This is a genomic window from Candidatus Endoriftia persephonae, assembly GCF_023733635.1.
Classification (GTDB): Bacteria; Pseudomonadota; Gammaproteobacteria; order Chromatiales; family Chromatiaceae; genus Endoriftia; species Endoriftia persephonae.
Genome location: NZ_CP090569.1, coordinates 3,338,197 through 3,359,949, shown reverse-complemented (window position 1 = coordinate 3,359,949; position 21,753 = coordinate 3,338,197). Strand labels below are relative to the sequence as shown.

The 21,753-nt window shown below is 60.5% G+C and carries 20 protein-coding genes; 8 read left to right on the top strand and 12 right to left on the bottom strand.

What is annotated here, in order from left to right; translation table 11 throughout:
- Positions 1-92: 92 nt before the first annotated feature.
- The 5 genes from purH to L0Y14_RS15195 form a co-directional block, all read right to left on the bottom strand.
- Complete coding sequence (gene purH, locus L0Y14_RS15215) at positions 93-1,652, bottom strand: bifunctional phosphoribosylaminoimidazolecarboxamide formyltransferase/IMP cyclohydrolase (RefSeq protein ID WP_005958617.1); 1,560 nt, start codon at positions 1,650-1,652, stop codon at positions 93-95.
- Positions 1,653-1,787: 135 nt separating this feature from the next.
- Positions 1,788-2,084, bottom strand: coding sequence for a DNA-binding transcriptional regulator Fis (gene fis, locus L0Y14_RS15210; protein WP_010086430.1), 297 nt, complete (start codon positions 2,082-2,084; stop codon positions 1,788-1,790).
- Positions 2,081-3,067: a tRNA dihydrouridine synthase DusB gene (dusB, locus tag L0Y14_RS15205; RefSeq protein WP_006474884.1), complete on the bottom strand. Its 987-nt coding sequence runs from the start codon at positions 3,065-3,067 to the stop codon at positions 2,081-2,083. The genes fis and dusB overlap by 4 nt, the downstream gene beginning before the upstream one ends.
- A 167-nt stretch (positions 3,068-3,234) precedes the next feature.
- The gene (locus tag L0Y14_RS15200; RefSeq protein WP_006474885.1) at positions 3,235-4,377 is read right to left on the bottom strand and encodes a zinc-ribbon and DUF3426 domain-containing protein; all 1,143 of its coding nucleotides are present in this window, start codon (positions 4,375-4,377) and stop codon (positions 3,235-3,237) included.
- A gap of 89 nt (positions 4,378-4,466) precedes the next feature.
- Positions 4,467-5,267, bottom strand: a complete 801-nt coding sequence (locus L0Y14_RS15195; protein WP_006474886.1) for a hypothetical protein — start codon at positions 5,265-5,267, stop codon at positions 4,467-4,469.
- 243 nt (positions 5,268-5,510) lie between these two features.
- Here L0Y14_RS15195 and L0Y14_RS15190 point away from each other — a divergent pair, with 243 nt between their 5' ends.
- Positions 5,511-8,843 (top strand): AsmA family protein, encoded by a 3,333-nt coding sequence (locus L0Y14_RS15190; RefSeq protein ID WP_240991657.1) that lies wholly within the window; start codon positions 5,511-5,513, stop codon positions 8,841-8,843.
- On the opposite strand, the gene L0Y14_RS15185 is transcribed toward L0Y14_RS15190, so the two are convergent.
- A complete protein-coding gene (locus tag L0Y14_RS15185; protein WP_006474888.1) occupies positions 8,840-9,949 on the bottom strand; it encodes a GGDEF domain-containing protein in 1,110 nt (369 codons plus the stop codon). The genes L0Y14_RS15190 and L0Y14_RS15185 overlap by 4 nt on opposite strands.
- 118 nt (positions 9,950-10,067) lie before the next feature.
- Here L0Y14_RS15185 and L0Y14_RS15180 point away from each other — a divergent pair, with 118 nt between their 5' ends.
- Positions 10,068-10,502: a hypothetical protein gene (locus L0Y14_RS15180; protein ID WP_005958611.1), complete on the top strand. Its 435-nt coding sequence runs from the start codon at positions 10,068-10,070 to the stop codon at positions 10,500-10,502.
- On the opposite strand, the gene L0Y14_RS15175 is transcribed toward L0Y14_RS15180, so the two are convergent.
- The 3 genes from L0Y14_RS15175 to nudE all read right to left on the bottom strand — a co-directional run bounded on the left by L0Y14_RS15175 (position 10,499) and on the right by nudE (position 13,025).
- Complete coding sequence (locus tag L0Y14_RS15175; RefSeq protein ID WP_006474889.1) at positions 10,499-11,530, bottom strand: thioredoxin family protein; 1,032 nt, start codon at positions 11,528-11,530, stop codon at positions 10,499-10,501. The genes L0Y14_RS15180 and L0Y14_RS15175 overlap by 4 nt on opposite strands.
- Positions 11,531-11,679: 149 nt before the next feature.
- Positions 11,680-12,489 (bottom strand): 3'(2'),5'-bisphosphate nucleotidase CysQ, encoded by an 810-nt coding sequence (gene cysQ, locus L0Y14_RS15170; protein ID WP_006474890.1) that lies wholly within the window; start codon positions 12,487-12,489, stop codon positions 11,680-11,682.
- Positions 12,486-13,025 carry an ADP compounds hydrolase NudE gene (gene nudE / locus L0Y14_RS15165; RefSeq protein WP_006474891.1) on the bottom strand — a complete coding sequence of 180 codons (540 nt, stop codon included), beginning with the start codon at positions 13,023-13,025 and terminating at the stop codon, positions 12,486-12,488. The genes cysQ and nudE overlap by 4 nt, the downstream gene beginning before the upstream one ends.
- A 65-nt stretch (positions 13,026-13,090) precedes the next feature.
- Between nudE and yrfG the strand changes: the two genes are divergently transcribed.
- Positions 13,091-13,759 carry a GMP/IMP nucleotidase gene (gene yrfG / locus L0Y14_RS15160; RefSeq protein ID WP_006474892.1) on the top strand — a complete coding sequence of 223 codons (669 nt, stop codon included), beginning with the start codon at positions 13,091-13,093 and terminating at the stop codon, positions 13,757-13,759.
- On the opposite strand, the gene L0Y14_RS15155 is transcribed toward yrfG, so the two are convergent.
- The 3 genes from L0Y14_RS15155 to rhlB form a co-directional block, all read right to left on the bottom strand.
- Entirely contained in the window at positions 13,760-14,608 is an 849-nt protein-coding gene (locus tag L0Y14_RS15155; protein ID WP_006474893.1) for an ion transporter, read from the bottom strand.
- A 193-nt stretch (positions 14,609-14,801) separates the two neighbouring features.
- Positions 14,802-15,164, bottom strand: a complete 363-nt coding sequence (locus tag L0Y14_RS15150; RefSeq protein WP_006474894.1) for a YkgJ family cysteine cluster protein — start codon at positions 15,162-15,164, stop codon at positions 14,802-14,804.
- Positions 15,165-15,169: 5 nt separating this feature from the next.
- The gene (gene rhlB, locus L0Y14_RS15145; RefSeq protein WP_006474895.1) at positions 15,170-16,525 is read right to left on the bottom strand and encodes an ATP-dependent RNA helicase RhlB; all 1,356 of its coding nucleotides are present in this window, start codon (positions 16,523-16,525) and stop codon (positions 15,170-15,172) included.
- Positions 16,526-16,725: 200 nt separating this feature from the next.
- Between rhlB and trxA the strand changes: the two genes are divergently transcribed.
- The 5 genes from trxA (at position 16,726) to L0Y14_RS15120 (ending at position 21,718) form a co-directional block, all read left to right on the top strand.
- Positions 16,726-17,052 carry a thioredoxin TrxA gene (gene trxA, locus L0Y14_RS15140; protein ID WP_006474896.1) on the top strand — a complete coding sequence of 109 codons (327 nt, stop codon included), beginning with the start codon at positions 16,726-16,728 and terminating at the stop codon, positions 17,050-17,052.
- A gap of 182 nt (positions 17,053-17,234) precedes the next feature.
- The gene (gene rho / locus L0Y14_RS15135) at positions 17,235-18,491 is read left to right on the top strand and encodes a transcription termination factor Rho (protein ID WP_006474897.1); all 1,257 of its coding nucleotides are present in this window, start codon (positions 17,235-17,237) and stop codon (positions 18,489-18,491) included.
- Positions 18,492-18,587: 96 nt separating this feature from the next.
- Entirely contained in the window at positions 18,588-19,247 is a 660-nt protein-coding gene (gene murU, locus L0Y14_RS15130) for an N-acetylmuramate alpha-1-phosphate uridylyltransferase MurU (RefSeq protein ID WP_005966466.1), read from the top strand.
- 8 nt (positions 19,248-19,255) lie between these two features.
- Complete coding sequence (locus tag L0Y14_RS15125; RefSeq protein WP_006474898.1) at positions 19,256-20,674, top strand: glutamate-cysteine ligase family protein; 1,419 nt, start codon at positions 19,256-19,258, stop codon at positions 20,672-20,674.
- 18 nt (positions 20,675-20,692) lie between these two features.
- A complete protein-coding gene (locus L0Y14_RS15120; RefSeq protein WP_006474899.1) occupies positions 20,693-21,718 on the top strand; it encodes a M14 family metallopeptidase in 1,026 nt (341 codons plus the stop codon).
- Positions 21,719-21,753 lie beyond the last annotated feature (35 nt).

Sequence of the window (21,753 nt, the reverse complement as noted above, 5' to 3'; positions counted from 1 at the left end):
GGAAACAGCGTCTCACCACAAAGGGCACAAAGAACACTAGGGCGTTAGCCATTATTTCTTCTTGTGCTTTGTGTTCTTCGTGGTAAAGCCGATCAGTGACGAAAGTGCCGCATGCCGGTGAAGACCATCGCCATGCCATGTTCGTTGGCGGCGGCGATCACCTCTTCGTCACGCATCGAACCACCAGGCTGGATCACTGCGGCGATGCCCGCTTCGGCGGCGCTGTCGATGCCGTCACGGAAGGGGAAGAAGGCGTCGCTCGCCATCACCGAGCCCTTCACCTCTAGGCTGGCGTGTTCGGCCTTGATGCCGGCGATACGCGCGGAGTTGATGCGGCTCATCTGGCCGGCGCCGACGCCGATGGTCATGCCGTCTCGACCGTAGACGATGGCGTTGGACTTGACGAACTTGGCGACCCGCCAGGTGAAGAGCAGGTCGCGCATCTCCGCTTCGGTGGGTTGGCGTTCGGTCACCACCTTGATCTGGTTGCTCAGCTGCAGGTCGGCATCCTGTACCAGCAGGCCGCCGTTGACGCGTTTGAATTCCAAACGGTGCAGCGATTCGGCGGACCACTCGCCACACTCCAGTAGACGCACATTCTTTTTCGCGGTTACAGCCTCGATGGCGGCGGCGGAGAGTTTGGGAGCGATGATCACTTCGACGAACTGGCGCTCGACGATGGCCTGGGCGGTCTCGCCGTCGAGTTCGCCGTTGAAGGCGATGATGCCGCCGAAGGCCGACTCCGGGTCGGTGCTGTAGGCGCGGTTGTAGGCGTCGAGCAGATTATCGCCGAGGGCGACGCCGCAGGGGTTGGCGTGTTTGACGATGACGCAGGCCGGGCCCTCGTCGAAGTTCTTCACGCACTCCAGCGCCGCATCGGTGTCGGCGATGTTGTTGTAGGAGAGCTCTTTGCCCTGGATCTGGCGGGCAGTGGCGACACTCGCCTCGTCGATCTGGTGTTCGACGAAGAAGGCGGCCTTTTGGTGCGGGTTCTCGCCATAGCGCATGGTCTGCACCTGCTTGAACTGCATCGAGAAGGTGCGTGGGAAGTCGCTCGCCTCGTCACCCACTCGGGCACCCAGGTAGTTGGCGATGGCGGCGTCGTAGCGAGCAGTGTGTTCGAAGGTCTTGACCGCCAGGTCGAAACGGGTGGCTGGACTGACCTCGCCGTTGCGGGCGCTCATCTCGTCGAGCACCCGGCCGTAGTCGTCAGCATCCACCACCACGGCGACGTCGGTGTGGTTCTTGGCCGCGGCGCGCAGCATGGTGGGGCCGCCGATGTCGATGTTTTCGATGGCGGTGGGCAGATCGCAGTCGGGGTTGGCGACGGTCTGTTCAAAGGGGTAGAGGTTGACCACGATCAGGTCGATGGGGCCGATGCCGTTCTCTTTCATGACGCTGTCATCGGTGCCGCGTCGGCCGAGGATGCCACCGTGGATCTTCGGGTGCAGGGTCTTCACCCGGCCGTCCATCATCTCCGGGAAGCCGGTGTACTCGGAGACCTCGATCACCGGGATCGCGTTTTCGGTAAGTAGGCGGGCGGTACCACCGGTGGAGAGGATCTCGACGCCCTTGTCGGCCAAGGTGCGGGCGAAGTCGACGATGCCGGTTTTGTCAGAGACGCTGATCAGGGCGCGGGTGATTGCAGACATGGTTGCTCTATCCGTTTGTTTATCAAATGGTTTCTAGTTGGGGCTACTGCTTCGATCGCGTCTCATTCTTGCGGGCAGGGTGCTACTGAGGGAGGCGCGATCGGAGTGGCCGTTGTTATGCTCGGTGGACGGAGTTCAGTCCAGTCCGTACTGGGCGAGCTTTTTGCGCAGGGTGCTGCGGCTGATGCCGAGTACCGCGGCGGCACGAGTCTGGTTGCCGCCGGTATAGTCCATTACGCTCTCCAGCAGCGGTGACTCCACTTCGTTCATCACCAGTCGGTAGAGATTGCTCATACCATGGCCGTCGATGTGCTCGAAGTAGCGCTGCATTGCGTCGTGGACGCACTGTCGCAAAGGCTCTGATTTTTTCCTCGGAGTGGCGCTAAGATCCCCCTCGCCACTCTTGCTGTATAGTCCTGCCTCAATGTTCATGCCGCTATTTCCCCCAGTTGCATTTGCATCGAAAAAAACCGACCTATGAGTTGTAGTTGTGCTGCGATTGTGTCGGTCTGATTGATCTCCCTTCTGAAGCCTGCTCCACCCGGGTGGGTCTTGCTGTACCACGCAATGTGCTTGCGTGCGATGCGTACGCCCTGGTGTTCTCCGTAGAATGCGTAGAGGCTTTGCAGGTGTTCCATCAGTACTGCTTGTGTCCACTTCAGCGATGGGCTTGGCAGTTTTTCCCCTGTCTTCAGGTAGTGATCGATCTCGCGGAAGATCCAGGGTCTGCCCTGGGCTGCCCGGCCGATCATCACGCCGTCCGCTCTTGTCTCTCTTATAACTTCAGCCGCCTTTTCCGGGGAGTCGATATCGCCGTTGGCGATGACCGGGATGGCGACAGCCTCTTTTATCTGGCGAATCGTCTCGTATTCGGCCTCTCCTGCAAAACGGCATTCACGGGTGCGGCCATGCACCGCCAGCGCTTGGATGCCGCTGTTCTCGGCGATGTGTGCAATCTCTACCCCATTACGGTTGTTGGTATCCCAGCCGGTGCGGATCTTCAGGGTGACAGGAATATCCACCGCGTCGACCACTGCTTGAAGAATCTTTTCCACCAGCGCGCTGTCCCGTAGCAGTGCTGATCCTGCCGCGACCTTGCAGACCTTCTTGGCCGGGCATCCCATATTGATATCGATGATCTGGGCGCCATGCGCCACATTGAGGCGCGCCGCCTCCGCCATCATGGTCGGATCCGAGCCGACGATCTGTATCGAAATCGGGCCGCTCTCCCCCTCATGGTCGAGCCGCTTCATGGTCTTGCGGTTGCCCCACAGTGCGGAGTTTGCCGAGACCATTTCGGAAACCGCCATGCCGGCTCCCAAGCGCCGGCAGAGTTGCCGAAACGGGTGGTCGGTCACGCCAGCCATTGGCGCCAGGATCAGATTGTTCTCCAGCTTGTAGGGGCCGATCTGCATGAGTCCCATCACCTGGCTGCACGTGGTTTTTATTGAGGGAAAGACTGTGAATCTTACCCTCAATCAGGTCATGAAGTAAAACCTGTTTTGTCGGTGTGGGGTGGAATTTACATGGATATCAGTGGGATAGAGTGTTTGCGTGCCGGGATTCTATTTCCACGAACAGATTAGAGGAATTCAAACTTGAAGCCAATCACGTCGCTACCCGGGTCGACCAGTTCCATCTGGATACGGATCGGCAGTCCGGCTGGCATTAGGTTATCGGTGGAGAGGCTTAGCGGCAGGTATTCGGCAGGCAGGAAAGTGCGTCGGGCGACCGCCTTGCCCGCTTCATTGAAGAGGCTCAACTGTAGCTTGGGGAAGGGTTGCTCGAAGCTTGCCTGGTTGACCATGTCGAGCTGCAGATAGAGGGCGTCGTCATGTTCTGGGTGGATGCGCAGGTCGCGCTCGACCACCACGATACGCTTTGGGTCGCGCCGTTGAGGAAGAGTACAGTTGAACTGGTTGCAGGCTTGCTGCAGCAGATCGCGCCCCAGCGGATGGGCGGCGATCTGGTCACGGAACTGCCAGGTCAGTTGCCCGCCTAGAACGATTAGCAGAAGCAGTGCGCCGAAGCCCCACAGGCGGCTCTGCTTGGCGTAGCCGGGCTCAATGAAGATCCCTCCCAGGTCGAAGGAGTCCTCATCTAGTGTGTGGGCTGGTGGCTTCTCCTTGTCTGCCGAGGAGGGCTGGCTCTGTTCCCCTGGCGGGGTGGAAGGAGGCTCTGCGTCGCTCGGCTGTGGCTGATCCTCCGCTGGGACCAGGGCGACATCTTCTTCAGCCTCAGCGAGTAGGGCGGTGGTTTTGCTCTCAATCTCCTGGCTGGGGTTGCTGTCGATGTCCAGGTCATAGTCGTTGAGGTTGACCCTGTCGACGCTCAGCTCATCCTCTTGCTTTGCCTCGATATCATCGAGGGGGACGCCCGCCGCGCCCTTCTCTGGAAGTGAGAAGTCGATGCTGTCGAGGATCACCGAATCGCTGTCGAGCAGCATGTAGGAGCTGGTCTGCTCGTTGCCCTCGGCATCGGCATCAAACAGCTCATCAGCCTCGCTGGTTTTAGCCTCGAGCGTGGTTTTCTCATCGGCCAGGGGCTGGCCGGATGTGTCAGGGGGGCGCTGTTCCTCTGCATGCAGCCCAGGCAGCGACTGCAGATTCTGCAGTGCATTGAATATCTCCTCACACTCGCAACAACGAGCAAGGCCGTTGGCGGCCTTGAGTTGATCGAGGCTGATTCTGAACAGGGTGTGGCAGTTGGGGCAGCGGGTAAACATCAAAAGCGTGGGGGCGTGGAAACAGTTGGACTAACGTTAGACGGAAGTGATGAGTCAGGCAATAGGCAGGTGTAGATCGGCGCGGCGGTTTAAAATTCTTTGTCGAGCACCAGACGGAACATGCTGACACCTTCGCCAAAACGATAGCCCAGGCCGATACGCGGTAGTCCAGAGAAGCCGCTCTTGCCGCCGTTGGAGAGGTCTACACTAAGGCCTGTCTCCCACAGAGCGGTGATCTCCTGCTTCTCTTGCTGCAGTGAGGTGAACTCTGAGCCGTTGATGTAGAGCTGGTTGAGACCGTAGATGTTGAGGTCGGCGTTCCAGCCAAAGATGTTGCTCTGTTTGGGGAGATGGATGTCGAGCTGGGTTTCGAACGAGAGAAATCGGTCGGACTGACTGTTGTCGTCCAGGGCGTAGCCGGAATAGCGTACCCGGTTGCCGAGCAGCAGGTCGTGATTGCCCCAGTCAAAGGCGTAGCGGCTCTCCATGCCAGTGGAGTAGATCCAGGCAACCTGCTTGCCGTCGCGGGCCTTGCCGGTGCCGATGTCGACAAAGGGGGTCAGTATCCACTGCTCCGATGCGGGCAAGTGTAGGTGCAGCCCGGGCAGGCGGCCAACCGTCTCAACTTGGTCGGGCAGGTTGGGTAGAGAGATGTCGTCGAATTTGAAATCGTAGAGGCCGATGGTGGACGGCTTGGTGACCTCGAGTTCCCAGCCCGTTTTGTCGCCCAGCCGCATCGAGGCGTTGAGCGGGATCCTGAACGCGCCGGTGGTGCGATCGCTGGGGCCAATCGGCGGTGCGGGGGTGAAGTTGGGGCTTTCGTGCAGATCCAGTTGGGGTGTCGCCGCAGCAGGCAGCGCGACCACCAGCAGCAATATTGCCGTGAGCATCCGGTGCGCTGCGTGGCGCTGATTTGGGAGCATTGGTTGCCGTCTGTTCCCTTTCATGGGGGTCCCTTGATGATCACATCCTGCCGCAGTGGATGAATAATGCATCTGAAGCACTGCTGTTGTCTCCCCTAAAATCGCGTGGTGTGACGTTGTTCCGCCTGCATTGGGATGGCAAGCTTTAGCCTCTATCGGCAGCCAAGCTGATTACTTAAATCATAGTGTGCAAAATTCATCAGGATGATAATGCGATTCCCAGGATTGAAGTTTGGCATTGTTGCACTGGCCGTGGTGTTGCTGACGCTGGGCCTGGCGGCTGCGAGCTTGCCGCTCTGGCTTGAGCCACAAAAGGACCGGTTGGCCGCACTGATTTCAGATGCCTTGGGGCGTAAGCTGGAGCTGCGCGGAGAGTTGCGCCTCAAATCGCTCTTTCCACCGGCCCTGCAGGCACGGCAGGTGGCGCTGATGAACCCCGCCTGGGCCTCTCGTGCGGAGATGATCAGCGCCCGCGAGTTGCAGCTCAGCCTCTCTCCCATGGCGCTGCTGGCGGGGCGCATTGAGGTTGCCGAGGGGCGTCTGCTGGGGGCCGATCTGCGGCTCGAACGTGCTGCAGATAACGCCAACAACTGGCAGTTTGGGGCGTCTGGTGGGAGCTCAAGCGGTGCTTCGTTGCCGGAGATTCCTCGGATTCAGATCGACGACTCACTCCTGTCCTATCTGGAAGATGGCGTTTTGCATCGACTAGAGCTCACATCGGTCAGCGGTCGGCTCGGGGCGACGGGCCATTTCGAGCTGTTTGGCGATGTGCGCTACCGCTCGATCCCGATGAACGGACGTTATGTTATCGATTTTACTGCCCATGAGCCGACCAACTACTCATTCAGCTTTGCCGGTGAGGGGTTGCGGTTGGCGGGTTATACCGAGGCGGAGCGCTTGCTGTGGCTGCTTGAGGCGTGGCAGAGCCCCATGTGGGAGCGTTTGAGCGGCCTCAACCTGGCTGCTGATGCACGGGTTGAAGTTGCGGGTGAACTGCGCGCCAGCGATCAAGGGATGGCGCTGCAGCAGATCTTTGGTCGTGCAGTCAATGTTGCCGGCGTCAACAGATTGCTGCTGACCCAGGGTAGTGCCCGGATCGCTGAGCAGAGCCTGAGCATTGATCTTCAGGGAGAGGCCGATGCTCAGCCCGTCTCACTGCATGCCACCCTCGGAGAGAGAGGGAAGGGTGAAAAGCGGCCACTCACTATCGTGTTGAGCTCGAAAAAAAATAGCCTGAAGGCAGATGGTGCTCTGCATGAGACAAGGCCACGGTTGACTGAATTGTCTCTGCTGTGGAAGGGGGAGCGGTTCGAGTCACTGCTGCCTTCACGAAACCCGTCAGTTCCCATCGGGGCCTACCGGCTTGCTGCGAAGCTGCAGATTGCGCAGGATCAGTGGCGGTTGCAGCAGATCGAGGGACGGATCGGGAAAACTTGCTTCGGCGGTGATCTGCGGCTGGAGACACGCCAGGGGAGGCGGACACTGACAGGTGAGCTGGACTTCAAGCGACTCAACCTGCGTCCGCTGCTGAGCGGAGCCAGCAGGCAATCAGACGATGCAGAAGAGATGCTGCACCTGCCGCTTGCGCTCGACTTGGTTGTGCGTGCCGAATCTTTGCAGCTGCCTGCAGCCGAGTTGCATGCGGTGCAGGCGCGTCTCACTCTCTCCGACGAACAGGTTGCCCTTGAGGATGTCGCCTTCCGATGGCGCAAGCAGAGGTTTACCGGCCAGGGTCGACAGCAGCTGAGTGGCGGTGAATGGGATCTGCAGCTGGCAGGTTCGCAGCTGTCTCTCGCAACCCTGTTGCCCAAATCCGGGCTTAAGGGGAAGCTCGCCGGCATGTCACTTGAGCTGTCGGCTAAAGGTGTAAGCCGAGAGGCAGTGGCGAAAAGCGGGCGAGTGCAACTGCGCCTGCAAGGTGGGGTGGTCGAAGTCGCCGGCTTTGGTAAACAACAGCCCTTACGCTGGGAGCTGAAACAGACACAGCTGAAAGGGGCGCCGGGAAAGCCACTGCAGTTTGCCGCCTCGGGGCAGCTCGATGGGGAAAGCCTGAAATTGAAGGCTGTGGGTCCGCAGCTCGCTCAGCTGGTCGAATCGGCTGGGCTGCTGCGGTTTGCATTTGATGCGAGCTATCCCAAAGGGGGAGCGAGCCTGAAGTTCGATCTGGGGGCTAGTGATTGGCGTTTGCAGGGGCCGCTGCAGATCGAGGCCAAGGGGCGTGCTCTGCCCGCCTGGGCGAGTCGGCAAATTGGCCTGGGCAAAGGCTGGCCGCACCGGCTCAGGATGAGCCTGCTGCTGCAGAAGCGGGGGCTACGACTGCAGCCGTTTTCGCTCACCCTGGGGCGCAACCAGATCGGCGGCAGGCTCGAGCTTCGCCGGGGCGGTAGCCGACCAGCCTTGAGCGGCTCGCTGACATCGGAGCGACTCGATCTCAGGCAGCTGTTTGCCGCCCAGTCGGGCCTGCGGGGAAAAAAGTCGCAGCGGATGGCCGAGCGTCGTATCCGGCTCGAGTGGGTCTCCGCAGCGGATCTGGAGCTGGATCTCGACTTCAAGAGTCTTCGCTATGGCAAGAGTCGCCTCGGCAAGGGGCAGCTGCGGCTGCAGACCAAAGGAGCGCGATTGCGCTTGGTGCCGATCGAGCTGGCATTCAGCGGCGGCGGTACGCTACGGGCCAAGCTCTATGCTGATCCGCGTGGGCCGCAGAAAAAGTTCAAGCTGTTGGCCCACGCTAAGACATTGGATTATGGGCAGTTGCTGCGCCACCTCGATCTGAGTCGGGACCTGGATGGCAAGAGCGACATCACCCTTGATCTCGATGCGGGCGCACGCACCTGGGGGGGGCTGCTGCAGAGCCTGAGCGGGGATCTTGTGATAGTTGGCGGTAAGGCGAAGCTGCGCAACCAGGAGCTACCCTACAAGCTGCAGGATCTGGTCACCACGCTACTGTCCCAGCTGCAGGACGAGAAGCAGCACGACACCCATCTGAATTGTCTGGTGAGCCGCTGGTACCTCAAGCAGGGGGTGGCGCGCAGTCTGGGGCTGCTGGTTGATACTCAGGAGCTGACCATCGCCGGCAGTGGCAAGATTGACTTCAGGCGGGATCGTATCGACATGATCCTTGATCCGCGACCCAAGCAACTGACCCTGATCTCCTTCGCTAATCCGGTGGCGGTGAGCGGACCGCTGCATGATCCGCAGATCAACCCGACCAAGCTGAGTGTTTTGAAAGCGATCGCCGGCGTGGCACTGGGGATCTCCAACCCCGCGCTGTTGCTGGTGGCGTTTGGCGATGTTGGGGTTGGGGATGAGAACCCCTGCCTCAGCGCCTATCAGAAGCTGGAGCGGCGCGTTGGCGTGGATGAAGAGAGCAATGAGCTGCTGGAGGGGGTGCAGGCCGAGCTGGGGAGTCAGATGGATCGGGTTGGCGGTGCGATCTGGCGGGTATTGAGTCCAGTGGACGAGGCGCTGAGTGGTGAGCCACCAAGGCAGCAGGGTGAGGCTGGCCTGAGGGCCGGCGAGAGTATTCTTGATTATGACAACTAGCTCCGCGCCTGGGGATTTATGCACTCAACCCGGTTGCGGCCGTTCGATTTCGCTAGATAGAGCGCCTGATCCGCGTTTTCCAGCAGGGCCTTGGCGATGCTCTCCAGGTCGGGCTGTAGATCGGGTGGTGGTGGCAGGCTCTGCGCGGCGCCGACCGAGACCCTGATCGGGATTGTCTGGCCGCTCTCCAACCGCACCGGTTCGCGCTCCACACGCTGGCGAATCCGCTCCGCTAGCCGCAGTGCCTCTTTCAGCGTGGTGTGGGGCAGGAGTAGGGTGAACTCTTCGCCGCCGTAGCGGATCGCCAGATCACTCGCCCTCAGCTGCTCTCGCAGGCGCCGGGCCAGCTCCTGCAGTACCTGATCCCCCGCCGAATGGCCGTGTTGGTCATTGATCTGTTTGAAGTGGTCGGCATCGACAAATAGGCAGCTGAGCGGCTGGTGATAGCGGTGCGAGCGGGAGAGCTCCTGAGGCAGGCGTCGGTCGAGATATCGGCGGTTGTACAGTTCGGTGAGCGGGTCGGTAAAACCGCTCAGCAGCAGACGCTCGCGATTGGCGGCGTTTTCCAGACAGACACCACTGACTGTGGCGAGGTGTTCGATGAAGTCGCTGGCATGGTGGCGGGTGAAGCGGTCGTGGCGCCGGCTGCCCATGCAGATCCAGCCGATAATCTTGCCGCGGCGGGGGATCGGAAGCAGTGCGACACTCTGCAGCTGTTGTGGGTTGTCGAACAGACCGGCGTGTTCAGGTACCAGGAAGGGGCCGAGCCAGACTCGTTGCAGGCTGGTGAGATGGGGGTGTGCCTGTTGTAGATCATCGACCAGACGTACTGCGGGGAAGCTCTCTGCCGGGATGCCGTTGTTGTTGAGTAGGTCGCGCAGATGGTGTTTCCGATCCTCCAGCAGCAGACAGATCGACGCCAGCTCCATGGAGCGTCGCATGCCATCTGTCAGATGCTGCAGCAGTTCCGCCAGGGAGCCGGCAGAGAGCAGTTCCAGCTCTCGCTGATGGAAGCGATTCAGGGTCGTCTCATTACGCCGCGCCTCGTTGCTCAGCTCCTTGAGTCGTTGTTTGAGGTGGCGGTTTTCCCGTTCCATATCCCGCATGTCGGCGCGTCGTCCTTTCTATGACTGGGCGTGTTAGCGGCGCTTCTGTTTGATACTTGAAGAGTGGCGACTACTATCTGATTGGTCGTCAGGGATTGGATAACTCAGGGAGAGTGCGATGCGACAGGGATGTTTCGCCGGCTTGGTGTTGGGTGTCGGCTTGTGTGTAGGGTGGATCGGTGTGCCGGTGACGGCAGCAGCGGATGAGTCGATCTACCGCTGTACCATGGCGGATGGTGCGGTGGAGTTTCGCCAGCGCCCCTGCCAGCAGGGGGTGCAGAGCGAGACCCGGGTGGTGGAGCAGACTCGCGGTTTTGAAGCGCCGGCGCAGCGCCCCGCTGCCGCCAAGAAACGCAAATTGCGACGTAAAAAATCGAATGCCGGGGCGGCTGAGCGGGCGCGCAAACGCCAACAGGAGCGCTGTTTTCGTACCGAGCAGAAGCTGCAGCGGGTCGAGAACCGGTTGCGGGCCGGCTACAAGGCGTCGCACAGCGCCCGTCTGCACCAGCGCCAGGATGAGTATGAGGATTATCTGAGCCGCTTCTGCCACTAGGGAGCGTTGGAGACCCGCCAGCGTTGGTAGTCGGGCTCGCTGAGATAGCCGCGGCTGTTGATGTAGTTGGCCACGTTGCGCAGCCGGTAGAAGCGCACCACCGAGTCGACCCGGATGATCTCATTGCCCTGTTCGTCGAAGAACAGCAGCGACGGGGTGTAGAAGAGGCCAAGTTCTTTCGCCCACTGCTTCGCCGTGGAGCGTCTGCCGTCGGGGATGACGATAGGGGTGTCGGCGTTGATGTCGAGCTGCACGTTGTCGAACCGCTGGAACAGCCTGTTGATGGCGGGTTCGCGTAGCGGCTGGCCATGCAGCACATCACAGGCGTGGCACTCACCCTGCTCGAAGAAGACCGCCAGCGGGCGCTCGCCGGGGAAGCGGGAGCGGTCGAGGTTGTGCGGTGGCGGCAGGAAGAAGGACTCCTCGTTGAGCTCGCCGGGCTCGAAGTGGGTCGCCTCGTCGGCGCGGGCCAGGTAGTCGGGAAAGCTCTCTCTCTGGTAGTGGCGGTCGGCCACATACTCCAGTGCAGCACGAAACTGGTAGGGTGGGTAGTAGCCGCGCAACCGCAGTGCCTCGTGGCCTTCCTCATCGTAGAAGATCAGCGAGGGAGTGAAAGTGGTGTTCTCGCGCTGGGCCAGTTCCCGCTCCGTGAGCAGCTCGCCAGCCAGGTCGGTGACCTCGTCGATGCCCCAGATGTTGATTGCGACCACCTCGAAGTGGCGGCGGGTGTAGGCGGTGATGTCAGAGAGACCGAAGTTCACCTGCAGAAGCATCTTGCAGTAGGCGCAGCGCTGCTGGCCGAAGTAGAGGATCAGCCCTTGCTTGCCGCTCTGTTGGACATCGGCCAGATCCTCCTGCAGGTCGAGGAAGCTGTGTTTGAACCAGTCGGGGTGGCTGAGCGGCTCCTCCAGGGGAAAGTCATCGAAGGCGAAGAGATCTTTGGTATCTTCGGCAGCAAGAGCCGGGAGTGCGGACAATAGCAGGCTGCCCCACAGCAGCAGGGGCAGGAGGGATCGATGGTGTTTCATGCGGACAGCTCTTGGTGGTTTGTTTTTCCAATGCGCCCGGAACAATCAGTCTGCCTGCCGCCGGTAGTTGTTGTTGGTGTAGCGGCTGGTTCTGTTCCGACCACTCTGGCCGGAACGTTTTGTCCAAGTATATGCAGAGTGGACTCGGATTACTCCTTTTCGCGTTCGAGGTATTGCGACCAGTCGACGCTGCTGTCGCCGAACACGAAGAAGAAGGGGTTGAGCAGCGAATCTTTGGTGTTGTAGCGCAGCGGCTGCATATCGAGCATGGTGATTTTGCCGCCGGCAGCCTCCACTACCGCCTGCGCAGCGGCGGTGTCCCACTCGGAGGTGAGGCCAAGGCGTGGGTAGAGATCGGCGCTGCCCTCGGCCACCAGGCAGAACTTCAGCGAGCTGCCCATGGATGTCAGCTGGTGAGGGCCGATGTTTTCGAGGAATTTGATCAGCGAATTGCCGGCGTGGGAGCGGCTGCCGGCGACGATCGCTGGACTGCGCAGCTTGGCTTGCACCTGAATCGCCTCGGCCTCTGCCGGGCCCTGTTTTTTCCACGCCCCCTCGCCAAGTACGCCGTAGTAGAAGCGCTCCAGCACCGGCGCATAGATCACGCCGAGCGTCGCCTGCTGATTTTCCACCAGGGCGATGTTGACGGTGAACTCGCCATTGCGTTTGACGAACTCGCGGGTGCCGTCGAGCGGGTCGATCAGCCAGTAGCGGTTCCAGCTCTGGCGGGTCTTAAAGGGGATCTTGGCGGACTCCTCCGAGAGCACCGGGATCTCCGGGGTGAGGCGTTCCAATGCCTCGACGATGATCTGGTGGGAGGCGAGGTCGGCCTTGGTTAGGGGGGAGTCGTCAGCCTTCTGCTCGATGCCAAAGTCGTCGGAGTTGTAGACCTCCATGATTGCGTCGCCGGCCTGTTTGGCGAGTTCGAGGAGTTGGTCCATGGAGATCGGTGTGGTCATTGCAGATATTCCCTTGTCAGGCAGAGCGCGGCGATCGAGCGCGCCTCGGTAAAATCGGGTTGGGCCAGCAGTTGCTGCCAGTTTGAGAGTCTCCAGGGGACCACCTCGATGGGCTCGGGTTCATCCCCTTCGAGCCGGTCCGGGTAGAGATCGCGCGCCAGAATAACATGGGTATTGTGCTGGATGTAGGAGGGTACGATGGTCACAGTGCGCAGTAGTTCCAGGTTTCGCGCCGCGTAGCCGGTCTCCTCGCGGATCTCCCGCCCAGCCGCCGCCAACGGCGTCTCGCCGGCCTCGATGCGCCCCTTCGGCAGACCGAGCTGATAGTTGTCGGTGCCGCTGGCGTATTCACGGATCAGCAGCACCGTATCCTCGTCGAGCATCGGTACGATCAGCACCGAGCCGCTGCTGCCGCCAAGCAGCCGTTCGTGGGTGCGGCGCTCACCGTTGGCGTATTCGATCTCCATCTCCTCGACACGGAAGATGCGGGACTGGACTACTTGGCGGCGGCTGAGGATCTTTGGTTTTTGTGGCATGATCGAGCTCGTTTCGTTGCAACCAGCTGGGGTGGCACAGCCTAACATGGAGCCGACTTTTGACGATGATTGACTGGCAGCAAATCGATACCGTGTTGCTCGACATGGATGGCACCCTGCTTGATCTGCACTTCGACAACCACTTCTGGCTGGAGTACGTGCCACAGCGTTACGCAGAGACCCGTAGTCTGGAATATGCGGAGGCCAAGGATCAGCTGATGGCTCGCTACAAGAGCATCGAGGGGACTCTGGAGTGGTACTGTGTCGACCACTGGAGCCGCGAGCTGGGGCTCGATATTGCGCTGTTGAAGGCGGAGGTGGAGCATCTGATCCAGGTGCATCCGCATGTGGTCGATTTTCTCGATCAGCTGATGTGCGCCGGTAAGCGCCGGGTGTTGGTGACCAACGCCCACCAGAAGGCGTTGGCGTTGAAGATGGAGCGGACCCGCCTGGCGGGCTTTTTCGATCACATCGTCACCGCCCATGATCTGGGTCTGCCGAAGGAGGATCCTGCGTTCTGGGATAAGCTGCAGGCACTGGAGCCGTTTGATCGTGAACGCACCCTGTTTGTTGATGACAGCCCCTCGGTGCTTGCATCGGCCCGGGGCTATGGCATCCGCTGGCTGCTGGCGATCCTCAAGCCAGACTCCAAGGGGCCGCTGCGTGAGGCGGGAGAGATCCCAGCCATTCACGACTTCTCCGAGGTGATGGCGGGTCTGCGTTCGGTCTGCTGATCAGCTCTTTTTGGCGTCCTGGCTGGCGCTGATCTGTGCCAGCATCTGCTCCATCCGCTGTAGCCGTTCATCCATCTGCAGGGTGCGCGTCTCGATGTTGTGCACCTCGCCGGCCTCGCCCTCGCCGGTATCCCGGGCGAACTGCTCATGCTCCCGTTGCAGGGTCTCCAGCACGATGCCGATCATCATGTTCAGGAAAACGAAGGCGACGATGAAGATGAAGGAGAGATAGTAGCTCCAGCTCAGTGGATAGACGGCCATGGTCTCGTACATCACGTCGGTCCAGTCCTCGAAGGTGGCGACGCGGAACAGGGTCAGCATGGCGATGGTGATGTTCTCCCACAGCTCCGGGTTGATGGTGTGGAAGAACATGCTGCCCGCTGCGGCGTAGATATAGAAGATGATGAACATCAGCAGCGAGACGTAGCCCATGCGCGGGATCGCGGTGACAAAGGCGTTCAGCAACACCCGTAGCTCCGGGATGATGGAGATCAGCCGCAGCACCCGGAAGATGCGCAGCAGTCGCCCGAGTAGCGCCGCCTCACTATCCTCCACCGGAATTAGGCTGGCCACCACGATGATGAAATCAAAGACATTCCAGGCCTTGCTGAAGAAGCGTTTCAGACTCTGCTCGGCGATTATGCGGATGCTGATTTCCAGCAGAAAGAACAGGGTAATGCCGATATCGAGGATTGCGAAGACTCTGCTCAGAGTCGGCGGGATGGCGTAGGTCTTGGCGCCGATTACCATCGCTGAGATCAGGATCACCAGGATTACGAAGGTCTCGAAGCCCTTGTTTTCGCGGATTGAGATGAAACGGTTCTGGAGGCTGGCTGCGCTGAGGTTCATGGGGTTCGGGGTGGCTGGAGTTCGGATTTTCGGGTCGCGGATTATAGCTGCTGCCGCGGAAAAATCACGTGGCCGTTGGCTCAGATTGGGGTATGGGTTCAGCAGGCAGATCGGCTTACGACTGCAATGCAGTGTGGGGCGCTGCTGTTTGGCTCAGCCTCTTGCGTGGTTTTCTACTCGCGCTGCTGACGACCTATCGTCCCCAGGTCTTGAAGCGTTTTTTACAGTAGTCGAGTAGCTCACGGTAGTTGCGGAAGTGGAGCTCGAAGCCCGCTTCCGCCGGGGCGTCGAGTTCGCACCAGTCGTTGCTGTAGTCGCGACAGATCTGCGGGCGCTCGGCGTAGATACCGCAGGCGCCGCTCGGCTGGATGTGTTCGCAGCGGGCCTGGAACAACAGAAACCAGCCATCCTCATCTTTATAGATCTCCACCCCCTGGTGGGAGATCTGCCACAGCAGGTGCTCGAAATCGACCTTGGAGCGTGGTGCGACGCCGAGGGCCTCGGTGGTGTAGCTGCAGCATTTTGAACCGCTGCAGCGGCCACACTTGTCATCCACTCGGGTTACTGCGGGTTTTTTGATGTGCCCTCCGGATGGTGCCGGTGCCGATGGCGTTTGGGCTTGTCACCCTCGGCCCTGTTTTCGTCGTGCTTTTTATGATGACCACTACTGTGGCCTCTGCCGTGGTGCTTACGGCCATCCTTGCTGCGATGCTGCACACGCTTGCTGCGGTCCGGGTAGATGCGGCTCTTTGGGTCGACCTCTGCCAGCAGTTCGGCGGAGACCGTCTCCATCGGGATGGCGTGGCCGGTGTACTTGGCGATGTCGGGAAGGGAGAAGGCGTAGGTCTCGCAGGCGAAGCTGATGGCGTCGCCGCTGGCGCCGGCGCGGGCGGTGCGGCCGATACGGTGCACATAGTCTTCCGCATCCTCCGGCAGATCGTAGTTGACTACGTGGGTGACATCCGGGATGTGCAGGCCGCGCGCCGCCACGTCGGTGGCGACCAGTACCGATAGTTCACCGGACTGAAATTTGTTGAGCAGGTTGAGGCGTTTTTTCTGTGGCACATCGCCGGAGAGCACCGCAGTGTCGATCTGGTTGCCCTGCAGGAAGCCCCAGACCTTGTCCGCGACCCGTTTGGTGTTGACGAAGACGATGGTGCGGCTCGCCTCTTGCCTGCGCAGCAGGCCGATCAGCAGCGGGATCTTCTCCTCGTTGGCAACCATGTAGCCGATCTCTCGCACTTTCTCAGCGGTGACCTGTTCTGGTTGCACCTCCACATGCTGCGGGTTGTTCATGTGTTCGTAGGCGAGCTCTTGCACCCGGTAGGAGAGGGTGGCGGAGAACAGCATGCCGAGGCGGCGGGTTGGGCCCGGGCAGCGCCGCAGCAGGTAACGGATGTCCTTGATGAAGCCGAGGTCGAACATGCGGTCCGCCTCATCCAGCACTACCACCTGGATCTCATTGAGGTTGTATACATGCTGTTTGAAGTAGTCGATCAGTCGTCCGGGGGTGCCGACCAGGATATCAACGCCTTGCTGCAGCTGATTGCGCTGCTGTTCGTAGCCGGTGCCGCCATATACCGCGGCAGTGGTGAAGTCGGTATGCTTGCAGAGTGCCTCGGCGTCTTTGTGGATCTGCACTGCTAGTTCGCGGGTCGGGGCGAGCATCAGTGCGCGGGGTTGGTTGGGCCGGCGTTGTTCGCTGCTGGGGTGGTCGATCAGGTGCTGCAGGGTCGCGACTAGGAAGGCAGCGGTCTTGCCGGTGCCGGTCTGCGCCTGGCCGGCGACATCGTTGCCGGCGAGGGCGATTGGCAGGGTCTCTGCCTGGATCGGGGTGCACTGGATGAAGCCTGCCTCGGTGATGCCCTGCAGGAGTTCAGGGGCGAGATCGAATTGGTCGAATCGTGTGTCTGTCAAGTGTGTTTTGCTCATGGCGGGCAAGGATAACCCAATTTTTGTGAACTTTGGACTTGAATTAGTGGGATTTTTTCGATCCAATAAGCGACTCGTCACTGTTTGTGGCGTGAATTCACCTGATTTACCTGCTTCTAGGAACCCAAACACAGAGCACCATGCGGTGCCTGGTGTCTTCCCAGATCTTTTTGGAGAAACCCAACGTGAGTGGACAGATTGTTCATGTGACGGACGACTCTTTCGAGTCAGATGTGCTGCAGTCAACCCTGCCGGTCCTGATTGACTATTGGGCGGAGTGGTGTGGCCCCTGCAAAATGATCGCACCGGTGCTGGATGAGATCGCGGCCGAATACTCCGGCAAGCTCAAGGTCGCCAAGCTGAATATTGATGATAATTCCAACACCCCGCCCCAGTACGGTATCCGTGGTATCCCCACGCTGATGCTGTTCAAGAATGGCGAGGTTGAGGCGACCAAGGTGGGCGCGGTCTCCAAATCACAGCTGACCGCGTTTATCGACAGTAATCTCTGAGCGCTGGCAGAAGCCTGGTGACTGGACGCGTCACGAATGCCTGCTAGACTTCCCGCAACGCGAATCCGCACGCAGATCGCCCCCATCAAAATCTGAAGATACTTTTTCTCGGCTTGTCCCCATATCGGGGGCGACTCTCTTTTCCCGCCGATCCCATCAACTCAAAACCATCCCAAAACACCATGAACCTGACTGAACTTAAAAAGATGCCGGTCCCAGAACTGGCCGACCTCGCGCGCGATATGAAGATCGAGGGCATGGCGCGTACCCGTAAACAGGATCTGATTTTCGCCATCCTCAAGGCCCATGCGAAGAAGGGCGAGGACATCTACGGCGATGGGGTGCTGGAGATCCTGCCGGATGGTTTTGGTTTTCTGCGTTCGGGCGACAGCTCTTACCTGGCCGGGCCAGACGATATCTATGTCTCACCGAGTCAGATCCGCCGTTTCAGCCTGCGTACCGGCGACACCATCTCCGGTAAGATTCGCCCGCCAAAGGATGGCGAGCGCTACTTCGCGCTGCTCAAGGTCTCCGAGATCAACTTCGACAAGCCGGAGAACGCCAAGAACAAGATCCTGTTCGAGAACTTCACTCCGTTGTTCGCCAACCAGAAGTTCACTCTGGAAAAGGGTAACGGCAGCACCGAGGACATCACCGCCCGCACCATCGAACTCTGTGCCCCGATCGGCAAGGGGCAGCGCGGCCTGATCGTCTCTCCGCCCAAGGCGGGCAAGACCATGATGCTGCAGAATATCGCCCAGTCGATCGCCTACAACCACCCCGAGTGCTACCTGATCGTGCTGCTGATCGACGAGCGTCCGGAAGAGGTGACCGAGATGGCCCGCTCGGTGCGCGGTGAGGTGATCTCCTCCACCTTCGACGAGCCGGCCACCCGCCACGTGCAGGTCGCCGAGATGGTGATCGAGAAAGCCAAGCGGCTGGTCGAGCACAAGATGGACGTGGTGATCCTACTCGACTCCATCACACGCCTGGCGCGCGCCTACAACACCGTCATCCCCTCCTCCGGCAAGGTGCTGACCGGTGGTGTCGACGCCAACGCCCTGCACCGTCCCAAGCGTTTCTTCGGCGCCGCGCGCAACGTGGAGGAGGGCGGCAGCCTGACCATCATCGCCACCGCCCTGGTGGAGACCGGCTCGCGCATGGACGATGTGATCTACGAGGAGTTCAAGGGCACCGGCAACATGGAGGTCCACCTGGATCGCCGCATCGCCGAGAAGCGCATCTTCCCCGCCATCAACATCAACCGCTCTGGCACCCGCCGCGAGGAGCTGCTGATGAAAGAGGGCGATCTGCAGAAGATGTGGATCCTGCGCAAAATCCTGCATCCTATGGATGAACTGGCGGCGATGGAGTTCCTCTTCGACAAGCTCAAGGTCTCCAAGACCAATCAGGAGTTCTTCGACGCGATGCGGCGTTGAGGTAATGACTGACCTGGTTGCCACCGCGCCCCGGGTTTTATCCTGACGCCAGGCAGCATGCCGTGACTGCAGCGTTCCCCCAGCAAACCTGATGCGATGAAGGCGATGATCCTCGCGGCCGGGCGCGGCGAGCGCATGCGCCCGCTCACCGACCATACCCCCAAGCCGCTGCTGTCAGTGGCGGGCAAGCCGCTGATCCAGTACCACATCGAAAATCTGGCCCGTGCCGGCGTGCGTGAGTTGGTGATCAACCATGCTCACCTGGGTGAACAGATCGAGGCCTGGCTGGGTGATGGGGCGCAGTTTGGGGTTTCAATCCGCTACTCCCCCGAAGCCGAGGCGCTGGAGACCGGCGGCGGCATCTATCGTGCGCTACCTTTACTGGGAGAGGCGCCCTTCCTGGTGGTCAACGGCGATGTCTGGTGCGACTTCGATCCCAGCCGCCTACAGCTGGCCGGAGGAGATCTGGCACAGCTACTGATGGTCGCCAATCCGGACCACCACCCAGGGGGGGATTTTCATCTGCAGGCGGGGCGGCTGGATGACCAGGGCAGTCCAAAGCTGACCTTCAGTGGCATCGGCCTCTATCGTCCGGCGCTGTTTGAAGGCTGCCGGGCTGGCCGCTTCCCGCTGGCGCCACTGTTGCGGAATGCGATGGCTCAGGGCCGGGTGGCCGGCGCTGAACATCATGGTCGCTGGATCGATGTCGGCACTCCGCAACGCTTGCAAGAGCTGGAGCGCAAACTCACAGGATAAACTCGACCATGGGCCAGGAGATCAGCTCAAGCATCTTTTCCCCGGATGACTTCCGCGAGTTTCGGCAGCGGCTGAAGGCAGAGACCCGGCTCCTCGCCGAGTGGTTCAGAGAGGGCCGTTTTGCGTCGGTTGGGCACAGCGGTGGATTTGAGCTGGAGGCCTGGCTGGTGGATGGTAGTGGCTATCCTGCACCACTCAATCAACCCTTTTTGCAGGCCCTCGACAACCCGTTGGTGGTGCCCGAACTAGCCACCTTCAATGTGGAGCTCAACAGTACTCCGCGCGCGATTAGAGGAACAGTCTTTTCCGAGATGGCGGCAGAGTTGCAGCAGCTTTGGTGCCAATGCCGGGATGCCGGCGCGCCGCTGGATGTCCGTCCAGGCATGATCGGCATTCTGCCAAGCCTGCGCCAGTCTGATCTCAGTCTGGCTAATATGTCGCCACTGAATCGCTACCGTGCGCTCAACGAGCAGGTCTTCCGGCTGCGTCGGGGGGAGCCGGTTGAGCTCGATATCAGCGGTCGGGATCAGCTGCAGTTGAGTCATCAGGATGTGATGCTGGAGTCGGCCACTACCTCATTTCAGATCCATCTGCAGGTGGGTGGTGCGGAGATGGCGCGTTTCTACAATCTAGCAAAGATGGTCTCGGCACCGATGGTGGCGCTGTCGGCCAACTCCCCCTTTCTGTTTGGCCGGGATCTGTGGGATGAGACCCGCATCCCGCTGTTTGAGCAGTCGATCTCGGTCGGCGGCTCGGATCTCACCAAGCGGGTCAGCTTTGGCGTGCGCTACGTGAACGACTCGATCATGGAGAGCTTCACGGCCAATCTAGAGCGCTACCCGGTGTTGCTGCCGAAGCTGATGGATGAGCCGGTTGAACGGCTTGCCCATCTGCGCCTGCACAACGGCACTATCTGGCGCTGGAATCGGCCGTTGATCGCCTTCGATGAGGCGGGCCAGGCGCAGCTGCGGATCGAGCACCGGGTGGTGCCAGCAGGCCCCAGCGTGACGGATAGCATCGCCAATGCCGCGCTCTTCTTTGGTCTGATCTACCAGCTGGCGAAGACCCAGCAGGCGGCAGAGCAAAAGCTCGGCTTTATCCGTGCCAGGAGCAATTTCTACGCCGCCGCGCGGCGTGGGCTGGATGCTGAGATATTCTGGTTTGACTGGCAGAGGGTGCCGCTCGCTGAGCTGGCGCTCGGACAGCTGCTGCCGGCTGCCGAGTCGGGGCTTGCGGCACTGGGGGTGGAGCCGGCTGAGATCGAACACTGGCTGGGCATCATTCGCGGGCGGGTGGAGACACGGCAGACAGGAGCCGCCTGGCAGCGCGCCTGGGTAGAGCGCCATGGCCATGACATGCTAGCGTTGACCCAGGCCTATCTTGAGGCTCAGGAGAGCGGCAGACCGGTCTATCAATGGTCGATCTGAAGGAGGTTGCAAGGGTCGATGCTGAAACAAGCGTTCTCTATCCCTGACGGATTACTTGATCGGCAGGCCGATCAGCTGGCGTCTCTGCTCGAAGGCCCCACCCTGTTGCATCTGCCAGGGGCGCGACCTGATCCGCTGTTTGTCTCGGTGCTGATGCACGGTAATGAGACGGTGGGCTGGGAGGCGATCAGGCAGCTGTTGCGGCGCTATGCCGGGGGGCGCGAGCTGCCGCGGGCTCTGAGCCTGTTTATTGGCAATCTCACTGCTGCGGCGCAGGGAGTACGCCGTCTGCCGGGGCAACCCGACTACAATCGGGTCTGGCCCGGCTCTGAGGCCCAGGGGCTGCCTGAGCAGCGGTTGATGCAGCAGGTGGTGGAGGAGATGCGCCGGCGCCAGCCCTTTGCCAGTGTCGACATCCACAATAATACCGGGCTCAATCCGCACTATGCCTGCGTCAACCGTATTGAGCCTCGTTTCCTCCACCTTGCTGCCCTGTTCGGGCGTACCGTGGTCTATTTTCTGCGCCCCCGGGGGGTTACCTCGATGGCGATGGCAGAACTCTGCCCCTCGGTGACCCTAGAGTGCGGCAGGGTCGGTGAGAGCCGCGGCGTGGAGCATGCCATGGACTATCTCGATGCCTGTCTGCATCTGGCGGAACATCCACAACACCCGATGGCAGAGCACGATATCGACCTGTTTCACACGGTTGCCCAGGTGAAGATTAGAGAGGAGGCGAGTATCGGTTTCGACGGTGCGGTCGGAGATATCGTGTTCCACTCCGACATCGACCACATGAACTTCCGCGAACTGCCGGTCGGCACCGCATTGGCACACATCGGGCCGATTGGTACGAAGCTCCTGGATGTGCGTGATGAGCGGGGGATCGATCGTACCGAGCGCTATTTTCATGTCGAGGATGGTGAGCTGCGGCTGCGCACAGCAGTGATGCCATCGATGCTGACCACCGATGCCAGCATCATTCGTCAGGATTGTCTCTGCTACCTGATGGAGCGTTACGACAACCACCTGCATGAGGGCGATTGAACCGCCACTTTGCTGAGGGATAGACGGGCAGGAAT

Coding starts and splice junctions, on each gene's coding strand:
- purH (WP_005958617.1), bottom strand. CDS start 1,652: ATGTCTGCAATCACCCGCGCCCTGATCAGCGTCTCTGACAAAACCGGC.
- fis (WP_010086430.1), bottom strand. CDS start 2,084: ATGAACATTGAGGCAGGACTATACAGCAAGAGTGGCGAGGGGGATCTT.
- dusB (WP_006474884.1), bottom strand. CDS start 3,067: ATGCAGATCGGCCCCTACAAGCTGGAGAACAATCTGATCCTGGCGCCA.
- L0Y14_RS15200 (WP_006474885.1), bottom strand. CDS start 4,377: ATGTTTACCCGCTGCCCCAACTGCCACACCCTGTTCAGAATCAGCCTC.
- L0Y14_RS15195 (WP_006474886.1), bottom strand. CDS start 5,267: ATGCTCACGGCAATATTGCTGCTGGTGGTCGCGCTGCCTGCTGCGGCG.
- L0Y14_RS15190 (WP_240991657.1), top strand. CDS start 5,511: ATGCGATTCCCAGGATTGAAGTTTGGCATTGTTGCACTGGCCGTGGTG.
- L0Y14_RS15185 (WP_006474888.1), bottom strand. CDS start 9,949: ATGCGGGATATGGAACGGGAAAACCGCCACCTCAAACAACGACTCAAG.
- L0Y14_RS15180 (WP_005958611.1), top strand. CDS start 10,068: ATGCGACAGGGATGTTTCGCCGGCTTGGTGTTGGGTGTCGGCTTGTGT.
- L0Y14_RS15175 (WP_006474889.1), bottom strand. CDS start 11,530: ATGAAACACCATCGATCCCTCCTGCCCCTGCTGCTGTGGGGCAGCCTG.
- cysQ (WP_006474890.1), bottom strand. CDS start 12,489: ATGACCACACCGATCTCCATGGACCAACTCCTCGAACTCGCCAAACAG.
- nudE (WP_006474891.1), bottom strand. CDS start 13,025: ATGCCACAAAAACCAAAGATCCTCAGCCGCCGCCAAGTAGTCCAGTCC.
- yrfG (WP_006474892.1), top strand. CDS start 13,091: ATGATTGACTGGCAGCAAATCGATACCGTGTTGCTCGACATGGATGGC.
- L0Y14_RS15155 (WP_006474893.1), bottom strand. CDS start 14,608: ATGAACCTCAGCGCAGCCAGCCTCCAGAACCGTTTCATCTCAATCCGC.
- rho (WP_006474897.1), top strand. CDS start 17,235: ATGAACCTGACTGAACTTAAAAAGATGCCGGTCCCAGAACTGGCCGAC.
- murU (WP_005966466.1), top strand. CDS start 18,588: ATGAAGGCGATGATCCTCGCGGCCGGGCGCGGCGAGCGCATGCGCCCG.
- L0Y14_RS15125 (WP_006474898.1), top strand. CDS start 19,256: ATGGGCCAGGAGATCAGCTCAAGCATCTTTTCCCCGGATGACTTCCGC.
- L0Y14_RS15120 (WP_006474899.1), top strand. CDS start 20,693: ATGCTGAAACAAGCGTTCTCTATCCCTGACGGATTACTTGATCGGCAG.